Source organism: Dyadobacter endophyticus (genome assembly GCF_014641595.1).
In the GTDB taxonomy this organism is placed as follows: Bacteria; Bacteroidota; Bacteroidia; order Cytophagales; family Spirosomataceae; genus Dyadobacter; species Dyadobacter endophyticus.
This window is the reverse complement of sequence record NZ_BMIA01000010.1, coordinates 11,861-30,101: the sequence shown is the minus strand read 5'-3', so window position 1 is coordinate 30,101 and position 18,241 is coordinate 11,861. Positions and strand designations below refer to the sequence as shown.

The window sequence follows — 18,241 nt, the reverse complement described above, 5'->3', positions numbered from 1 at the left end:
CAACCTCTTCGGCCCGCCGATTGGTATGCCGCCGATGTTGGCACCGAAATAGGTAAGACCACATTCCGCAAAATAATAATCTCCAAATAACACTTCCTTCCCTGAGGCATTGTTTAACTTTGTCACCCAAGCATTATAAAAATACTCAATGAAAATAGTTGTATTAGGTGCCTCAGGGCAGTTAGGAAGCTGCCTTAAAAAGATCTCAGCAGAACGTAATCTCACCGACATTTCATTTCCTTCCGAAGAACACGCCAATATCCTCGACAAAGACCTTCTAGACAAGCTGTTTACAGCCGAAGAACCACAATACGTAATCAACTGCGCCGCCTACACAGCGGTAGATAAAGCCGAGGACGACGTGGATACCTGCCGGAAAGTGAACCGCGACGGAGCTGCGTATATAGCCGAAGTTTGCAAGAAACACCAGGCAACACTTATTCACATTTCCACTGATTTTGTGTTCAAAGGGGATGTTCCTAAAGTCCTGTCAGAAACGGATGCGGCCGAACCGGAAAATATATACGGGCTGACCAAGCTTGAAGGTGAAGCTGCAATCGCAGAAATCCTGCCTGAACACTTCACCATCCGCACAAGCTGGCTATACTCCGAGTTTGGAAATAATTTTGTTAAAACAATGCTGCGCCTCGGCCGCGAACGCGACCAACTGGGCGTGATCGTCGATCAGGCCGGTTCACCCACGTATGCGATCGATCTCGCCAACGTAATCCTTGACATCGTTAAGTCAGAAAATAAGGCGTACGGGATTTACCACTACAGCAACGAAGGAGTGACTTCCTGGTACGACTTCGCCAAAGCTGTTTTTGATATCAGCAGCACTCAGGTCGCTCTTAATCCTGTCAAAACATCCGAATATGTAACCAAAGCAGTGCGCCCAGCCTATTCTGTGATGGATAAGACTAAAATCAAAAGCACTTTTTCTATCCAAATCCCCTACTGGCGTGACAGCCTTCGGATATGTCTGGAAAGAATTGCAGCTGGTGTTTAAGCTTAAAAGGCGAAGTTCTTGCGGATAGCCAGCATCAGGCCAAACGCATTGTCAAAGAGCTTACCCTGATCAACAGAGACCGCTGCCCGAACATTTGACCCGCCCAACAGGCTTATCTGTTTTTCAAGCGCAATAATGCCGGAAAACTGGTAAGTCTTGGCTGGCAATGGTTGATCGTACGTGCCCTGATTACTGGAAAGTGATAGTTTGGTCAACCAAGTCGCCGAGTTCAACTTTCCTTGCATTCCCGAGTGGATCACCCAAACTCTGTTGTTGTTCGTAAAGAAGTCCGCGTACCTGGGCCAGTTATTTTCAATCTGTGGGGTAATGAAGGGTGTCCCCAGACCTCGATCGTGATAGGACCATCCGTCCCGGACCTGGCTGTTATTAAAGTAATCGTCTTTGCCGCGGATACTGTTTCCGTCGGCCGCTTCGCTTCCACCCTGGCTTTTTGTATAGAGCAGCTCGATTGTCAGCTTGTCAAGACTAAAATTTTTGCCTTCATTATCTTTCATACTGAAAGTCACACCATTGAGCCCGTCCTTAATATTATTGAGATAAAAAAGAGAGCCATCCTCGATAAGGTTTTGTCTGTATATCATAATGTTGACTAATTTCAGATCAAACTCCAATCCGAAATCTAGACTGGCCACGTGGTTACCGATCCGGTTGGATTCGTCAAACGAAGAAATCCCATCTACTTTTCCTTTTGGTTTAAAGCCCGTTACGACATACCAGTATTTATCGATTCCGTTAGGCATCTGCCCATTTTCCGTAAAATAAGGCGACTTTCCGCCCCACTGTACCGCATGATTAAATCCGCCGTGCAGCTTTACCTTTCCGTTTGGTTTTCCCAAGCGAACATAAAGGCTCTTATTATGAAATTTCAGCTCGCTGGTCACCGGCCTCTTGCCGTCTAAAAACCCGTCCGAATAAAAACCTTTGAAGTATAGAAAATTCCTGATCAAAGGAACGTAGTTTTCAAAGCCAAGCTGAATCCTTGGCACCGGTAATGCATTGCCCGACCACATGTAGGCACCTGTACCAAGCTCGTGATCGTTGAACCCGACATACTGTTTATGGCGGCCGACTGTAAGTTGAAGCTCTTTGAAAGCGATTCCGGCGTAGGCCTGAGGAAGTAAAAACTTGCTGTGTTTGTTGGCATTCCCAACCACTTCCAGCCCGTATACATAGGTCCAATGTTTCTTGGAAGCTGAGTCATTGGAAAACGGCTGCCTGCCAACTACACCTGCTCTGAGACTTCCGATCTGGCCGGTTGTAGGAACTGTGCCCCATTGGTTGGCATGAAACCAAAAAGGCGTACGTGAGGCGGTTGAACCGTAACCCACCACTTCAACCCAGGCCTGAGTGTGCCCAGCGACCGAGCTGGTATCCTGCGCGGAACCTTGACATACAGAACCGGTTGTCAGCAACCAGCATGAAACGATTAAGAATTTAGATAGTGGGGAGGGAAAGGCACACGAGCCCTTACTGATGAAAGTCATTATGAAGTAATTAACGTTGGGTGGATTTACGGCCCCAAAATTAACAATTAAATCCTAACTTTTCTACATTTCACCATAAAATATCGCTTGCGCAGATTGGTCAAAACGGGCGAGTGCTATAGATGGTCCTGGATACCCCCACCGTTAACGCTTCGTTAACATTTTTACATGCTAAAAGTAAATCAAAACCGTTCTACTTTTGCTTGTGGTACAATACCCGGCCCATTTCAGTACTAAACCTTTCGACCTGAACAATGATCATAAAAGAAAATAGCTCGCAGGACCGCGACGGGCTGCCCCCATTTGTCAATAGCTGGAAACAGCTGTACATTCTGCTGATCGGCATGCTCGCATTACAAGTCGTCCTCTTCTATTTATTTATGACCCGTTTTCAATGAGCACACTCGACTGGATTGTTCTTTCTTTTACCCTGCTTTTTGTAGTACTGTATGGCATCTATCGTAGCCGTGAAAAGCATACGATAGATTCGTTTCTGCTTGCAGGCCAGTCTATGCCCTGGTACCACGTGACCCTGTCGCTGATGGCCACCCAGGCCAGCGCGATCACCTTTCTCTCCGCGCCCGGACAAGCCTACACCGACGGTATGCGCTTTGTGCAGTTCTATTTCGGCCTGCCGCTGGCGATGGTGGTACTTTGCGTGACATTTGTACCCAAATTTGGCAAGCTTAAAATTTTCACAGCCTACGAATTCCTCGAAGGCCGCTTCGACCTGCGCACGCGCGCGCTCACAGCATTTTTGTTTCTTTTGCAACGCGGCTTATCGACAGGCCTTTCCATTTATGCCCCTTCGCTGATCCTTTCGGCCATTCTGGGCTGGGATATCACCTGGACCAACATTATCTCCGGTGGTGTGGTGATACTTTACACAACGCTGGGAGGCTCTCGGGCTGTTTCGCACACACATTTGCAGCAAATGGGCATTATCACGGTAGGGATGGTGGTAGCCGGTGTGATGGTGGTAAAGTTCCTGCCCCAGCAGGTGTCATTCACCGATGCTTTGCATGTGGCTGGCAAGATGGGCAAAGTCAATCTGATCGACTTTACCTTCGATTTGAACAACAGATATAATGTATGGTCGGGGCTGATCGGCGGATTTTTCCTGCAACTCTCCTATTTCGGCACGGACCAGTCCCAAGTCGGCCGGTTTCTGACGGGAAGCTCCCAAGGGCAAAGCAAACTCGGGCTGGCCATGAACGGGCTACTTAAAATCCCGATGCAGTTTCTGATTCTTTTGGTGGGAGTGCTCGTGTTTGCATTCTACCAGTTTACAGCCCCTCCCCTGTTTTTCAATAAGACTGCCGTTGATCATGTGCAATCCGGCCCGTATGCGGCCGAATACTTAGCGCTCGAAAAGAAGCATCAGCAGATCCAGACCGTAAAACGCCCTTATGTAATGGCGCTTACCGAAGCCATCCGCAAAGACGACCAGCAGGCGATCGCCTCCTCGCGAAGCACCCTTGCTGAGCTGGAAAATAAGGTAAAGGATGTCCGCAAAGAGGCTACCACCCTGCTATCGAAGGCCAATGGCGGTGATACCAACGATGTCAACTACATCTTTCTTCGTTTTGTGATCGATTACCTGCCAGTGGGCATGGTGGGCCTGCTTATCGCAGTGATCCTGCTGGCCTCGATGGGGTCTGTGGCGGCCGCATATAACTCGCTGGCATCCTGCACGATCATCGACATTTACAAGCGAATAATCCGCAAGGACGAAAATGGCTACAACTATGTAGCGGCATCCCGTTGGGCGACTGTTTTTTGGGGCGTGTTCTGCATTGCAGTAGCGCAGTATGCTTCGCGGCTGGGAAGCATGATCGAAGCGGTGAATATTCTCGGGTCGCTGTTTTACGGAACCATCCTGGGCATATTCCTGGTGGCATTCTATTTCAAAAGTATCGGAAGCAGGGCTGTTTTCTGGGCAAGTATTATCGCCGAGGCATTCGTCATTGTCAGCTATGTGATCGAGCTGACCGCATTTTTGTGGCTCAACCTGATCGGCTGCGCGCTAGTGATCATCTTTGCCTGGCTGATCCAGAAGACCTGGCCGCAACACGAGCCAGCTGCCGAGTAAGCGTTAATGCGTAATTTCTACACATCCAAATAGCCACCAAACTGCTGGTTTGAGCACAATTCGCTTTAAAAGTTAAACATTTTAAAGAAAGTATGGTGCGTTGCCAATTTTTTTCAAATAAACAGGAAACTATTCCAGCTGTTTAATCCTTAATAAGTACAATCCGGCAACGGGGCAGCTTATACGCAGACCATGTATGTCACCGATTGTTTACAAATTATTTCAAAACCCACAGGCCATGTCAATCCCGCTCAATCTTTTCTTTTCGGGGGTCCAAATCCAGTCTCTTCCAACGGACAGCTGACTCCTTTCACATTTTAAATTACAAAACCTGCTGATCATCAGGCCAAAAACACTTTATCTCTATCCAAATTCTAATTCACACGTACATGAAGTATTGGTCTAAGCCACAAAAAACGACGCGTTTGGCGCTTAGCTCGGCATTCCTCTTATTGAATTTGCTCAGTACTGCCCTGGCTCAGGGCATACAGGAAACTAACCGGGAAGCGCCGGTTTTGGAGCAGGCAACTTTACAGGATGTGGTCGCCTACGCCATCAAAAACCAGCCAGCGATCCAGCAATCGCTGATCGACGAGCAGATCACGGCCAACCAGGTCCGGGCCAAATTGGCCGACTGGTACCCGCAGATCGGCTTCAACTACAATTTGCAGCACAACTTTATTGTTCAGACCAGCATTATCGCGGGTAACCCGGTGAAGTTAGGTGTAAACAACCTTTCTGCGGCGCAGTTTACACTTTCGCAGCAGATCTTCAACCGGGATGTACTGTTGGCCAAACGAACGCGCGGCGATGTGCTTTTTGCGGCCAGCCAGAACACGGTCAACAACAAAACGGATCTGGCTGTCAATGTCTCGAAGGCATTCTACGATGTGCTGGCCACTACCCAGCAGATTAAGGTGGCCAGTGAAGACATTCTACGGCTCGAACGCAGCCTGAAAGATGCCGAAAACCAGTACAAGTCCGGTATTACCGACAAAATTGATTACAAAAGGGCCACTATTTCGCTCAACAACACCCGCGCCAATAAGAAGAGCAACGAAGAAGTGTTGAAGGCCAAACTGGAATACCTGAAAACGCTGATGGGCTATCCGCTCACCAAAGCGCTGCAAATCAGTTATGATACTTTGCAAATGGAGCGCGAGATCGCCCTTGACACCCTGCAAAACGTCGATCTGAACGGCCGGATCGAGTACCAGATCCTGGCGACTCAGAAAAAACTGGCGGAAGCGAATTTAACGTATAATAAATGGAGCTATTTGCCCAACCTCGCCGTGAACGGGGCTTACAACCTCAACTTTCAGAACAACCATTTTTCGGACCTTTATAACAAGAACTATCCCAACTCGTTCGGTGTGCTCACGCTTTCGCTCCCCATTTACCAGGGCGGAAAAAGGAAGGCCAATACCAAACAGGCCGAATGGCAGCTCAAACGCCTGGACTGGGATTTGAAAGGCCTTCAAAACAATGTTAACTCGGAATACGCGGCGGCATTGGCCAACTACAAAGGCAACCTGACCAACCTGCTCGCCCAGAAAGAGAATGTTGAGCTTGCCCGTGAGGTGTATGATGTGATCCAGCTGCAATACAAATCGGGTATCAAGACTTATCTGGAAGTGGTTACTTCTGAAACCGACCTTCGTTTGGCGCGCATCAATTATTACAATGCATTGTACCTGGTACTGGCCAGCAAGATCGACGTTCAGAAAGCGCTCGGACAGATCAATATTCAATAAACGGATCCAGCCGACCACGCTCAGGCAATTCGGCATGACCACACTTAACTTCTGCTTCAATCGAAAATATTTTGATGATATGTTTTTAAATACAATAAAATATTCCTCCGCTGCCCTGCTTGCATTGACGATCTTCTCATGCGGCAAAAAAGATCAGCAACAGGCCCCCACCGCGCCCCCGGCCGTTCAGGTAACTTTGACAGAGGTTACAACCTCGGAAGCATCCTACTACGATGAATACCCTGCGACCGTAGTTCCGTTAAACGAGGTCGAGCTTCGCCCGCAGGTTAGTGGCTTTATAACCGGCATTCATTTCAGTGATGGTGCGCGCGTACGCAAAGGTCAATTGCTTTATACGATCGACGCGCAGCTTTACGATGCAAACTACGACCAGGCTGTTGCCAGTCTGAATGTACAGGAAGCCAATCTTGCCCGCGCGCAGAAAGACGCTGACCGGTACCATGAGCTCGAAAAGAATGACGCGGTAGCAAAACAGCTCGTTGACAACGCCGACGCTGCCCTCGAAGTAGCTAAAAGGCAGGTAGACGCGGCCAAAGCATCCATTAAGGCATCCCAAACCAGCGTGCGTTATACCAAAGTGACCGCTCCTTTTGACGGTATCATTGGCATTTCATCCGTCAAAGTAGGTGCCCCTGTCTCAGCGGGTCAGACCATTTTGAATACGGTCTCAACCGACAATCAGCTTGCAGTTGATTTCAATGTCGATCAGAAGGAGATATACCGTTTCACTTCGCTGATGAAGTCTCAAAAAGCGAGCGATTCGACCTTCTCGATCAAATTCGGAAATGAGGTTTACCCCGCGCATGGAAAGATCGCATTGCTCGACCGCGCCGTCGACCCGCAAACAGGAAGCATCAAGGCTCGTCTGGTATTTCCTAACAAAGAAAACCAGCTCCGCGCAGGTATGAGCGGGTCTGTGATGGTACTCAACAATGCTGGCTCAAAATCCGTGGTGATCCCTTATAAAGCCGTAACCGAGCAGTTAGGCGAATATTTTGTGTACGTGGCAGGAGACAGCAGCAAGGTCACCCAGCGCAAAGTGGTGATCGGCACGGCCATCGGCCCCAACGTTATTATTAAAGACGGGCTTAAAAAAGGCGAGAAAATCGCGGTGGAAGGTGTGCAGAACCTTCGCGAAGGAGCAGTCGTTCAGGAAGGCGCACCTGTTCAGGGCGCCCCTCAGAAAAAATAAGCAGCCGGTCCGTTTTACTATTTCATAAACCAGTACGAAATGATTGCAGATGTTTTTATAAAAAGGCCGGTCACCGCGATAGTATCCTCGGTGGTGCTGGTCCTGGTGGGGCTCATTGCCCTTACCACCCTGCCGGTGGCCCAGTATCCCGACGTTACTCCTCCTACCGTAACTGTGAGCGGCAACTTTACGGGAGCCGACGCCCAAACCGTCGAGCAGACCACGACAACCCCCATTGAAACGCAGATCAACGGTGTACCCGGCATGACATATATGTCGAGTAACAGTACCAGCAGCGGGCAAAGCAGTATCAACGTCACATTCGACGTCGGTACGGATGTTAACATTGCTGCGCTCGATGTACAAAACCGCGTGAGTGTGGCCGAGCCCACCCTTCCTGACGCGGTTAAGCGCCTTGGTCTGACAGTGCGCAAGCGCCAGCCGAGCATCATGATCGCATTGGCTCTTTATTCGCCCAACGGATCCCATGATGCGCAGTTTATCGGTAACTATGCCAACATTTACCTCAAAGACGCCCTTCAACGCGTGAAAGGTGTGGGTGATATCGTCTCGCGTGCCGATGACTTCGGTATGCGTATCTGGCTGAACCCCGAGAAGCTGGCCAACCTTAAAATGACCCCGTCGGACATTTCGGCGGCATTGGCAGAGCAGAACTTGCAGGTCGCTGCCGGTACGGTCGGCGGCACGCCACAGCCGAATGCGCAGGCATTTGAATACAGCGTCTTGACCAACAGCCGCCTAAATACCAAGGAGCAGTTTGAAAATATCATCGTCCGCTCATCACCTGACGAGGGTAGCGTGGTCTACCTGCGCGATGTGGCGCGTGTCGAGCTGGGTAAATTCGATTATGGCGTCAATGCTTTCGTGAGTGGCAAGCCTGCGGCCTTCGTGCTGATCTACCAGGCGCCAGGCGCAAACGCGCTTGACACTTACGAAGGTGTGATGAAGGCACTGACGGAAATGAAGAAAACCTTCCCAAAAGACATCGATTATGTGATCCCGGTTGAAACAGCGTCGGTCGTGAAAGTCTCAATCGAGGAAGTACTTCACACATTTGGCGAGGCAATGATCCTTGTTGTCCTTGTTGTGTTTTTGTTTTTGCAAAACTGGCGTGCGACCCTGATCCCGATCCTTGCAATCCCTGTTTCTCTGATCGGTACATTCATATTCTTTATTCCATTCGGATTTACGATCAACACGCTAACCCTGTTTGCATTCGTACTGGCGATTGGTATTGTGGTCGATGACGCGATTGTGGTCGTAGAAGCGGTGCAGCATTATATCGATGAGAAGAAAATGTCGCCGCGCGCTGCAACCGAGCAGGCTATGAAGGATATTTCAGGCCCGGTAATTGCGATCGCCTTGATCCTGGCAGCCGTATTCGTGCCGGTTGGTTTTGTGCCGGGTATCGTAGGGCGCCTCTATCAGCAGTTTGCCATCACCATCGCGGTATCTGTACTGCTTTCCGCATTTGTCGCACTTTCGCTCACGCCGGCGCTTTGCTCGATAATGCTGCGGCCGTCCAAAGGTGCGGACGATAAAAAGAACTTGCTTGAACGGTTCTTCGATAGTTTCAACCGCTGGTTTGATAAGGTTTCACGCTCTTACACCAGAGGCGTTTCCAAATGGATCAAAGCCACCCCGCTCGTGCTGGTGATGATGGTCTGCCTGTTTGTTGGACTGTTTTTCCTTTTCAAAAACAAACCGTCGGGCTTTATCCCGGTGGAAGATGAGGGGCGTCTTTTTGTAACCTACGAAATGCAGGAAGCCACCTCCACCACCCGAAACGTTGCGATGATCAAAGATATCATGCAGCGCGTGTCCTCTATTCCGGAAGTGAAAGTGGTGGGTGGACTCGCCGGGTTGAACGTGATCAGCTTTTCAAACAAATCCAACGTGGGTACTATGTTTGTAAGCTTGCACCCGTGGGCCGATCGGAAAGGTGCCGAGCACCATGTGCAGGCCGTGATCAAAGAGATCCAGAAACGTACCGCCGACATTAAGGAAGCCCGCGTGCTGGCAATTGCGCCTCCTGCGATCCCGGGCCTTGGGGCGACCTCCGGTTTTACCTTTCAGTTGCAGCAATCAACCAGCACCGACAATATACAGCAGTTCGAAGGAGTGGCCCGTGAGTTTTTGGGAAGGGTAAATAAACGCCCCGAAATAGCAGTAGCCTATACCTTCTTCAACGCAAGGACGCCAAGCTACCAGATCGATGTCGACCGGGAAAAAACCAAGAAGCTCGGCGTGCAGGTCAATGATGTATTTAACTCGCTGTCGACGCTTTTGGGTAGCAGTTATGTCAACGACTTCAACCTTTACGGCCGCAACTTCCGCGTAATGGTGCAAGCCGACAGCAGTTTCCGCTCATCGCTGGATAAGATCCAGAAGTTCTATGTACGCAATAAGGCCGGCAACATGGTCCCGCTCAGCGCACTGGTTACTTCAAGAGTGGTAGAAAACCCTGCATTGATTTCCCACTACAACATTTACCGTTCAGTGGAGATCAACGGTACGCCCAAACCCGGTTTTAGTAGTGGTCAGGCCATCACAGCCCTGCGCGAGGAAGCCGCCAAACTACCCGCGGGCTACGCCTACGAGTTCTCAGGTATGAGTAGTGAAGAGATAAAAGCAGGTGACAGTACCACCACTATTTTTGCGATCTCTATCGTATTTGTGTTCCTGTTCCTGGCAGCGCTTTACGAAAGCTGGTCGATCCCATTCTCGGTACTTTTCGCAGTACCCATCGGTGCATTCGGATCGATCCTTACGCTGACCTTCCTGCCGAATTTGTCAAATAATATTTACGCGCAGATCGGTTTGATTACATTGATCGGTCTTGCGGCCAAGAATGCGATCCTGATCGTTGAATTTGCCAAGGAGCGGGTCGATAATGGTATGGAGCTCGTCAAAGCGACATTGGAAGCGGTGCAGCTTCGTTTAAGGCCGATTATCATGACCTCGCTGGCATTCATCCTGGGGGTTCTTCCGCTGGCATTTGCAAGCGGTGCAGCAGCCGAGTCCCGCAAAACCATCGGCTGGACCGTATTTGGCGGTATGCTAGCGGCTACCTCGCTGGCGATCTTTGTGGTGCCTGTATTGTTTGTGGCCATCGAGAAGCTGGCAACAGGCAAAAAAGGCCAACAGCCGGCAAAACCGGGTAACATCGCCGACGCTCCCTCGCATTAACGGGATATCGTATTTATTTAAAAAGCGGGTCATAGGTATTACTATGGCCCGCTTTTTTCTATTTTGGCACAGAACTTATTATGATCATTTATGTACGTCAAAGAGGTCTTCTCGGTCTGGCGCCTACTCAAAGGTATTTGGGTGGGCGTCGTTGCAGTAACCGCCTACGCAACGCTGGTATTTTATCTTTTTAGCTATCAGAACTGGCACTTTCTCTCCTTCCCTATCTCGATCACCACTATTCTCGGTACGGCGCTCTCGCTGCTGCTCGGCTTCCGGACTAATTCAGCCTATGACCGCTGGTGGGAAGCGCGCAAATCCTGGGGTGAGATCGTCAACGACAGCCGCACGCTAGTCCGCCAGGCAAAGGCATTCATCGAAGCACCCGAGAAGCAGAAAGACGAGCTGGTTTCCAGCATTGCCCATTTGCAAATCGCCTGGTGTTATGCCCTGACCAATTCGCTACGCCGCACGCAGGTGCTCGTGTATGCCGACCTGCACCTGACCACCGAAGAGCACGAGTATGTAAGCGCGCAGGACAATATCCCCAACGCTATCCTGAATCTGATCCAGTTCAAAATGGCCGCATTGCACGATTCGGGTCAAATCAAGACACTGCTCTATCAGAATATCGACAACACCTTACAAAGGTTGTGCGATGCGATGGGCAAATGCGAGCGCATCAAGAATACCGTTTTCCCTACCCAATATGCTTTTTTTGTGCACCTGGTGATATTTATATTCACGCTGGTTCTTCCGATGGGTCTGGTCGAAAGCATCGGGCGGATCGCCATCCCGATCACATTTACGATTTCCTTCCTGTTCTTTTACGTGGAATGGATCGCTTATATCATGCAAAACCCGTTTGAAAACGGTCCTAACGATATTCCGATGACTTCCATGTCGCGAAGTATCGAAATCAACCTGCTGCAACTGATAGGCGCCGATAAGATTCCAGAAAAGATCCTGCCGAAAAATGGAGTGGTCATGTAAACAAAGAAGGGGTAAGCTTTGTGGCCTACCCCTTCTTTCTGATGGTCAAAATATTATTTAGGTTTAACCTTGGTGTAATATAGTTCAAGCTCCACCCCTTTGTCGGCATTCAGCTGATCTCCCACCACCAGGCGGTCGACGCTCTTGGCAAATTCGCTGCCGGCATCGCGAAACGTGCCGCTCGAACCGAACGGACTGCTGCGGATGATAAAGCCTCCGACATCATTGGTTTCTGAAACCATTATCTCGGTGGCGAATGAGCTGATATCGAAGCGGTAATACTGCTCGTTTTTAATCAGGTCATTAAAATAGGGACTAGACACGCCACCTCCGCTACCCAGCAAAGTCACTGCCAAAGGAGCTCCGTTGCCGTCTGTATAAAACTGATTATTTTTATCGAGCCGGTAGAGATACAGCACCGGCGGCACCCTGAGCGTATTAGTAACAGAGGCCCTCAAAGGCTTCACGCGCAGATAAGCCTTATTAATGGCTGCGTACTGGACGTATTTGAGATTGTGCAGATAAGGCAGATCGACCCGGATCATGATACCCGTTCCGGCCTGCATGAACGCCTGATTCCCCGATTGCGAAGATGGCAGCGAAAGCCGCTTGTTGGCCGGCAATTTCGCAAGCTGCGTTCCAGCTGGATCAGCTACCGTCTGATTGTAGTTTGCGGTAACTTTAAATAGGGTCGAATCTTTCTTGATCTCGCTTACCGAAGGCGTGTGGTAGTGAAGCTGTACAGAAGTACTATCTACACTCGGCCCCCATTCGAAGCCGACAATCGGGCCATTGTCCGTTGCAGCAGGCACGACGACCAGTCCCTTCACCAGATTGATCCAGTCGACACTCGAGGCAAGCTGGTTGTTTTTGGCCATTGAAAAAATCTGCTTTCCGAGCGCGTCTGAAAGTCTGATTTTCAGTTGCCCGGTGGTTCTGGGTCTTGGCACAACGGTGATTTTCCCAATCGGTGCAGGGTCGTAAGGAGTAGAATTATGATTCCAGTAAGCACCTCCCTGAGGAATATCCACAATGTCCTTAAGCAGCTTGTGGACCGTCAGGTTCATCGGCTTAGTCGTATCGCCATAGCTGTAAGTATTATCGTAATTCAGCGACAATATCAGCGAATCATATTCTGCTTCCTGGGCAAGGGATAGACCTCCATTCAGCGTCGGCTGAAAGAAGCTCATCGTCTTTACCCTTCCAAAATAGGGGTCTTTGTAGGTGCCGAGCAGCATTCGAGATATCGATCCGGTCATCAGCGAGTCCGTTCCGATCGTTGAAAGCTTGATGGTGACAGTATCCGAATTTAGCACGGCAAAATCGTCAGGATTAGGTTGTGACAGGGATTCTATCTGATCCCCCCACTCACAGGCGGTGAGCGAGAACGCAAATCCAATGATGATCAGAAGCTTGTAGACTATTGACGACTTCCCGAAGGAATAAGACTGAAATTTCATTTATAGCAAGAACGGTAAAAGGTGCAAAAATATCAGTTGCATTCTTAAATACAACATGATTCAACGATTTAGAACAAATAAGAAAGTAAAATCCTGTTTGCAACAAAAAACGGGATGCGTACGTAAGAGTTAAACAAAGGCTTTTCAACCGTTACGTGGCAATCATCGGATTAGTGGCAAGCCGGGTAAGAAACGTAAAGAGTAAAGAGACTATTTCAAACCATTTCTGGTTGGAATGCATCCTCAGACTTACATGCACCCGCAGCCGAGCAACATTGTAACCCGATACGCGTTGAAAGTAACTGGGAGATTAAAGTTTTGGACAAAAAATTTCCGATTATTTTACTTAGCAGTATCAAGATGTTATGTTTGCAAAAAATTTAAGTTACGGGTGAGCCTGTCGTAGCGTTTAAAGACCGGCGGCCAGCCAAAACAAACAATCATTATCATTACTCATTTGTAACAATTCGTCAAACAATAATTTCATGTTTAATACCTTAAAAAAGACTTCGTTAGCCCTTCTAGTCGCTTCTACCGCGTTGGTACAGATGAGCTGTAACAAGGATGATGATGCGGAAAAACTCGGAAACTGGTTCAGAAAAGATCTGCCAAACTTCGGAGGATCGATACGGACCAATGCGGTGAGTTTTGTGATTGGTAGCGTAGGTTACATTGGTACTGGCTATACAAATGAAACAATTGCCCGGGTAAAAGACTTTTGGGCTTACAATGCCGAAAGACAAACCTGGTCACAAATAACCCCTTTCCCCGGAACCGGCCGCAATAATGCCACAGCTTTCGTCTTGAAAGGCAAAGCTTATGTGGGTGGCGGTTATGACGGCGTACTGACTGTCGATAACGGCTACAAAAAAGATTTCTTCGAATACGATCCTGCTACTAACAAATGGGATGCTATCGCCGACTTCGGAGGCGGGACCCGTCAATTTGCAACCTCTTTCGTAGTAAACGACAGAGCTTATGTAGGCCTTGGCTTTAATGCCAGCAACTTCTTCCAGGATTTTTATGAATATAATCCTACGACCGACAAATGGACCGAAATGGCCACATTCAAAGGTGGTAAAAGAACCGGAGCGATTTCATTCACCATCGGCACTAAGGCTTACGTAGGATTTGGTGAAAGCAACTCCGGAACGTTTTACAAAGATATTTATAGCTTCGACCCTGCAGGCAACGGCGGCGCAGGTAACTGGACCCGCATCGAGTTCGCCGACGGATTCGACCAAGATGCATTCCCGGCGCGCTCTTACGGCTCGGCATTCGTGATCGACGGAAAAGCTTACATCGTGGGTGGAAAAGCAAGTTCCGCCGTTTGGGAGTACGATCCGGGCGCGAACAGCTGGGTGGAAAGAGCTCCTTTCCCAACTCAGAGAGGGTTTGCCGGCGCATTCGCGATCGGTAAAATCGGTTACCTGGGAACAGGTAGCTCAAGCGGCTCAGGCGGAACTGACGACTTCTGGGGCTTCGATCCTACGCAGGCTATCAACACCGACGACGATCTGTGATCCGCAGAAACAGCAAAACCCTGATCATAGGTATACTGGCCTTGGCCGCTCTGATCTACTTCCTGTTCTTCAACGAGCGGGGTGTAAATCAGGAGGGCCAAGGCCTTTCTAGTTTCAAGGTTGAAACAATCAGGGGCGCCCATGGCTGGGGCTACCACATCCGTCAGGACACTACCCTGGTCATCGAGCAGAAGGTTATTCCCGGAGTGCCTGGCATAAATGGGTTTGCAACAGAGCAGGAGGCGGCAAAAACCGGTGCGCTGGTTAAGCAAAAGCTCGAGCACGGCATCTTTCCCCCGACCATTACCACACACGAGCTTGATAGCCTCGGCATTAAATACCAGTAAACAGGCTCTCAGGAGCCTGTTTTTATTTGAAGGAGTAAGTACCCATAATCGGGTAGTGATCCGAATATTTTACTTTCGAATATGTGGTGAAGTCATGCAGTAAGAGCCGCTTGTCGTCGTAAAACTGATGATCGATCCTGATAAAATACGGCAGGTGGTTAAAAGTAAAGCCAAACCCCTGCCCTTTCTCTTCAAAGCTGTTTCTGAGTGATTTCCGCAGCTTCCCATAGATATAACTGTAAGGGACTTCGTTAAAATCGCCGCATACCAGCACCGGATGGGGCGATGTATCGACCCATTCCTGTAAAAGGGTGTATTCTTCTGTCCTTTGCTGGAAGCCGTTTTTCATTTTCCTCAGGGTAATGCGTCCCTCGGATTCAATTCCCTCCATTTCTTTTTGCCGCACCAGTTTGCTAAGGCCCAGCGTCATCGAATATAAATGCAGGCCGATAACCCGCACTGTATCACGCCCGATTTTTATGTCTGCCTGGATCATCCCGTTCTGCGCTGCAAAAATCGTGTCGCGCGAGGCCACAATGGGATATTTAGAAAAAATTGCCAGCCCCCAGTACGACTTGCCGGATTTCCGGCGGTGAAAGTAAATGGAATGCCGGTAGCCTTTCTTGCGCAGATGGTTTCTTGTATCAAAAACCGTTTCGTCTTCATCGTAATACTCAGGCATGCAAAGCACATCGGCTCCGCTATCCCCTATCCACGCCTTCATACCTGCAATCTCTTTCAGTCCATCGCCCTTCCAATATTCCAAAAGCCGCTGAAATACGTGGACGTTATAGCTCATAACAGTGAATTTCTGTCTATCGCCAGCATCGGTAGCCGCATCCTTGGAACCATTGAACGCATAGGTCCTGGAAAGAAACAGACCCGCAGCGGCAAACATAACTAGCGGCAGAATGGCCTTTTTTCTTTCCACTACAAACCATACCGGCACTGAGATCAAATGAATGAGCACCACCAACGGGAAGGACATCATCATAAACCCTGCCATCCAGCCCCCCGACGGCACCCACAGTATCAGCGTGTAAATCAGCAGGGTATAACAAACAAAGCATTGATACAAAAACCACAGTAACTTCTTGATCCCCTTCATTGATTCAGAATAGCATTTTTACAAAAATAGGCAACGGATATGGATTTGGAAGACATCTGCGAATGTTTGTAGAAATGATAAAAAAATTTTATATTTGCATCCTATTCTATTTTGATCGATTGATTGAGGGGGTCTAAAATCCCCTTTTTTATTTGTATAGCTTATACATGACCGTAAAGGAACATTTAGAAGTTTTGCTGGCCCCGCTTCTGGAAGATGGTGACTGTTTTCTGATTGACATCGTTTTCAAACCTTCCAAGGCAAGTCAGAAAGTAACCATCCTTGTCGACAGCGACGAGGGCATTACCATTCAGCAATGCACCTCAATCAGCCGCAGGCTCGCCAAGCAGCTTGAAGAGCTGGAAGTTTTCACAGACGCTTACACCCTTGAAGTTTCTTCCCCTGGCCTGGATCAGCCGTTGCTGCTGCCCCGTCAATACAGGAAAAATGTGGGCCGGAATCTCAAGATCACCTTGAAAAGCGGTGAAGTCCTGCAAGGAACCCTGACGGAGGCCAGTGACGAAAGCATTACCATTCAGCTGCCCGCCCCCAAGAAAAAGCCGAAAACACCGGTAGACGAGGCGTCGCTGGTACGGACGATCAGCCTGGATCAGGTATCCAAGGCGATGATCGAAATCTCATTTAAATAGACTCACAAGCCCGGATTCGCGTTTTCCGGTTGTGATCAATTATATAATATGTATAACTTAGTATCAGCAAATATTCTTTAACATAGCAATGGATAGCGGAATATTAATTGAATCATTCGCGGAGTTCGCAAGCTCTAAGAACATCGATCGTCCAACGATGATCAGTGTTTTAGAAGAGGTATTTCGTACAATGATTCGCAAGAAATATGGCACCGACGATAATTTTGATGTAATTATCAACCCTGAAAGCGGTGACCTCGAAATGTGGCGCACACGTGAAATCGTCGACGACAACTCGGAGGATATCTGGGAATATAACAAAATACCACTGGCCGAAGCACGAAAAATCCAGAATGACTTTGAGGTAGGCGAAGAAGTTGCCGAGGAAGTAAAACTGGTTGAATTCGGTCGCCGCCTGGTGCAAACCGCCCGCCAGACCCTGATCCAGAAGATCAAGGATATGGAAAAAGAGATCATGTATGAGAAATACAAGGATCAGGTAGGTGAAATGATCACCGGGGAAGTCTACCAGACTTTAAGACATGAGGTGATCATCGTCGATTCGGAAGGCAACGAACTTTCGCTGCCTCGGACCGAGCAGATCTCCAAAGACCGTTTCCGCAAGGGCGAATCCGTTAAATCGGTGATCCATAAAGTGGAGATGAACAATGGCTCACCCAAGATTACGCTTTCGAGAACATCGCCGGTGTTTCTGGAAAGACTCTTCGAAGTGGAGATTCCCGAAATTTATGATGGAATCATTTCGGTCCGTAAAGTTGTTCGTGAACCAGGGGAACGTGCCAAAGTTGCCGTTGAATCATACGACGACAGGATCGACCCGGTGGGTGCATGCGTAGGTATGAAAGGCTCACGTATCCATTCCATTGTCCGTGAACTGGGTAACGAGAACATCGACGTTATCAACTACACTGACAACCTTGAATTGTTGATCAGCCGCGCACTGAGCCCTGCGAAAGTAAGCTCGATGCAAATCGATCGCGAGGCCAAGCGGGTATCGGTTTTCCTTAAACCAGACCAGGTATCACTGGCTATCGGTAAAGGCGGACAGAATATCAAGCTGGCTGGTAAACTGGTGGGAATGGAAATTGATGTGTTCCGCGATATCGAAGAACAAAACGATGAAGATGTCGACCTGACCGAATTCTCCGATGAGATCGACGAATGGATCATCGATGAACTGCACAAAATCGGTCTTGATACAGCGAAAAGCGTATTGGCTCTTAGCAAGGAGGAGCTGGTAAGAAGGACCGACCTTGAAGAAGCGACTGTCGAGGAAGTGCTCGATATCCTGCGGAAAGAATTTGAATAATATTAACTCGTGGAGCTGCGCAAAGCAGCCCCACAATCAGTGCAAAA

Annotated in this window: 14 protein-coding genes; 11 read left to right on the top strand and 3 right to left on the bottom strand. The window is 48.9% G+C overall.

Annotated elements, in window-relative coordinates; all coding sequences use genetic code 11:
* Window positions 1–148 precede the first annotated feature (148 nt).
* Window positions 149–1,009, top strand: a complete 861-nt coding sequence (gene rfbD / locus IEY24_RS32275) for a dTDP-4-dehydrorhamnose reductase (protein ID WP_188939428.1) — start codon at window positions 149–151, stop codon at window positions 1,007–1,009.
* Window positions 1,010–1,011: 2 nt separating this feature from the next.
* Here rfbD and IEY24_RS32270 read toward each other — a convergent pair whose 3' ends face one another.
* A complete protein-coding gene (locus IEY24_RS32270; RefSeq protein ID WP_188939427.1) occupies window positions 1,012–2,514 on the bottom strand; it encodes a capsule assembly Wzi family protein in 1,503 nt (500 codons plus the stop codon).
* Window positions 2,515–2,768: 254 nt separating this feature from the next.
* Between IEY24_RS32270 and IEY24_RS32265 the strand changes: the two genes are divergently transcribed.
* The 6 genes from IEY24_RS32265 (at window position 2,769) to IEY24_RS32240 (ending at window position 11,776) form a co-directional block, all read left to right on the top strand.
* Entirely contained in the window at window positions 2,769–2,912 is a 144-nt protein-coding gene (locus IEY24_RS32265) for a hypothetical protein (RefSeq protein WP_188939426.1), read from the top strand.
* Complete coding sequence (locus IEY24_RS32260) at window positions 2,909–4,606, top strand: sodium:solute symporter family protein (protein WP_188939425.1); 1,698 nt, start codon at window positions 2,909–2,911, stop codon at window positions 4,604–4,606. Before IEY24_RS32265 ends, IEY24_RS32260 begins: the two co-directional genes overlap by 4 nt.
* Before the next feature lie 389 nt (window positions 4,607–4,995).
* Window positions 4,996–6,360: a TolC family protein gene (locus tag IEY24_RS32255; RefSeq protein ID WP_188939424.1), complete on the top strand. Its 1,365-nt coding sequence runs from the start codon at window positions 4,996–4,998 to the stop codon at window positions 6,358–6,360.
* Between the two features lie 79 nt (window positions 6,361–6,439).
* A complete protein-coding gene (locus IEY24_RS32250) occupies window positions 6,440–7,573 on the top strand; it encodes an efflux RND transporter periplasmic adaptor subunit (RefSeq protein WP_188939423.1) in 1,134 nt (377 codons plus the stop codon).
* Window positions 7,574–7,612: 39 nt separating this feature from the next.
* The gene (locus tag IEY24_RS32245; protein WP_188939422.1) at window positions 7,613–10,783 is read left to right on the top strand and encodes an efflux RND transporter permease subunit; all 3,171 of its coding nucleotides are present in this window, start codon (window positions 7,613–7,615) and stop codon (window positions 10,781–10,783) included.
* 90 nt (window positions 10,784–10,873) lie between these two features.
* Window positions 10,874–11,776, top strand: a complete 903-nt coding sequence (locus IEY24_RS32240) for a bestrophin family protein (RefSeq protein WP_188939421.1) — start codon at window positions 10,874–10,876, stop codon at window positions 11,774–11,776.
* Between the two features lie 53 nt (window positions 11,777–11,829).
* Here the strand turns inward: IEY24_RS32240 and IEY24_RS32235 are convergent, their stop codons facing one another.
* A complete protein-coding gene (locus IEY24_RS32235; protein ID WP_188939420.1) occupies window positions 11,830–13,236 on the bottom strand; it encodes a DUF4270 family protein in 1,407 nt (468 codons plus the stop codon).
* Window positions 13,237–13,721: 485 nt separating this feature from the next.
* On the opposite strand from IEY24_RS32235, the gene IEY24_RS32230 reads away from it, so the two are divergent.
* Both IEY24_RS32230 and IEY24_RS32225 read left to right on the top strand, forming a co-directional pair.
* Window positions 13,722–14,759, top strand: a complete 1,038-nt coding sequence (locus tag IEY24_RS32230) for a Kelch repeat-containing protein (RefSeq protein WP_188939419.1) — start codon at window positions 13,722–13,724, stop codon at window positions 14,757–14,759.
* Window positions 14,756–15,106 (top strand): DUF4907 domain-containing protein, encoded by a 351-nt coding sequence (locus IEY24_RS32225; protein WP_188939418.1) that lies wholly within the window; start codon window positions 14,756–14,758, stop codon window positions 15,104–15,106. The genes IEY24_RS32230 and IEY24_RS32225 overlap by 4 nt, the downstream gene beginning before the upstream one ends.
* A 22-nt stretch (window positions 15,107–15,128) precedes the next feature.
* Here the strand turns inward: IEY24_RS32225 and IEY24_RS32220 are convergent, their stop codons facing one another.
* A complete protein-coding gene (locus tag IEY24_RS32220; protein ID WP_188939417.1) occupies window positions 15,129–16,214 on the bottom strand; it encodes an endonuclease/exonuclease/phosphatase family protein in 1,086 nt (361 codons plus the stop codon).
* A 167-nt stretch (window positions 16,215–16,381) separates the two neighbouring features.
* Between IEY24_RS32220 and rimP the strand changes: the two genes are divergently transcribed.
* Window positions 16,382–16,864 (top strand): ribosome maturation factor RimP, encoded by a 483-nt coding sequence (gene rimP, locus IEY24_RS32215; protein WP_188939416.1) that lies wholly within the window; start codon window positions 16,382–16,384, stop codon window positions 16,862–16,864.
* An 88-nt stretch (window positions 16,865–16,952) separates the two neighbouring features.
* Complete coding sequence (nusA, locus tag IEY24_RS32210; RefSeq protein ID WP_188939415.1) at window positions 16,953–18,194, top strand: transcription termination factor NusA; 1,242 nt, start codon at window positions 16,953–16,955, stop codon at window positions 18,192–18,194.
* The last annotated feature ends 47 nt before the right edge of the window (window positions 18,195–18,241 follow it).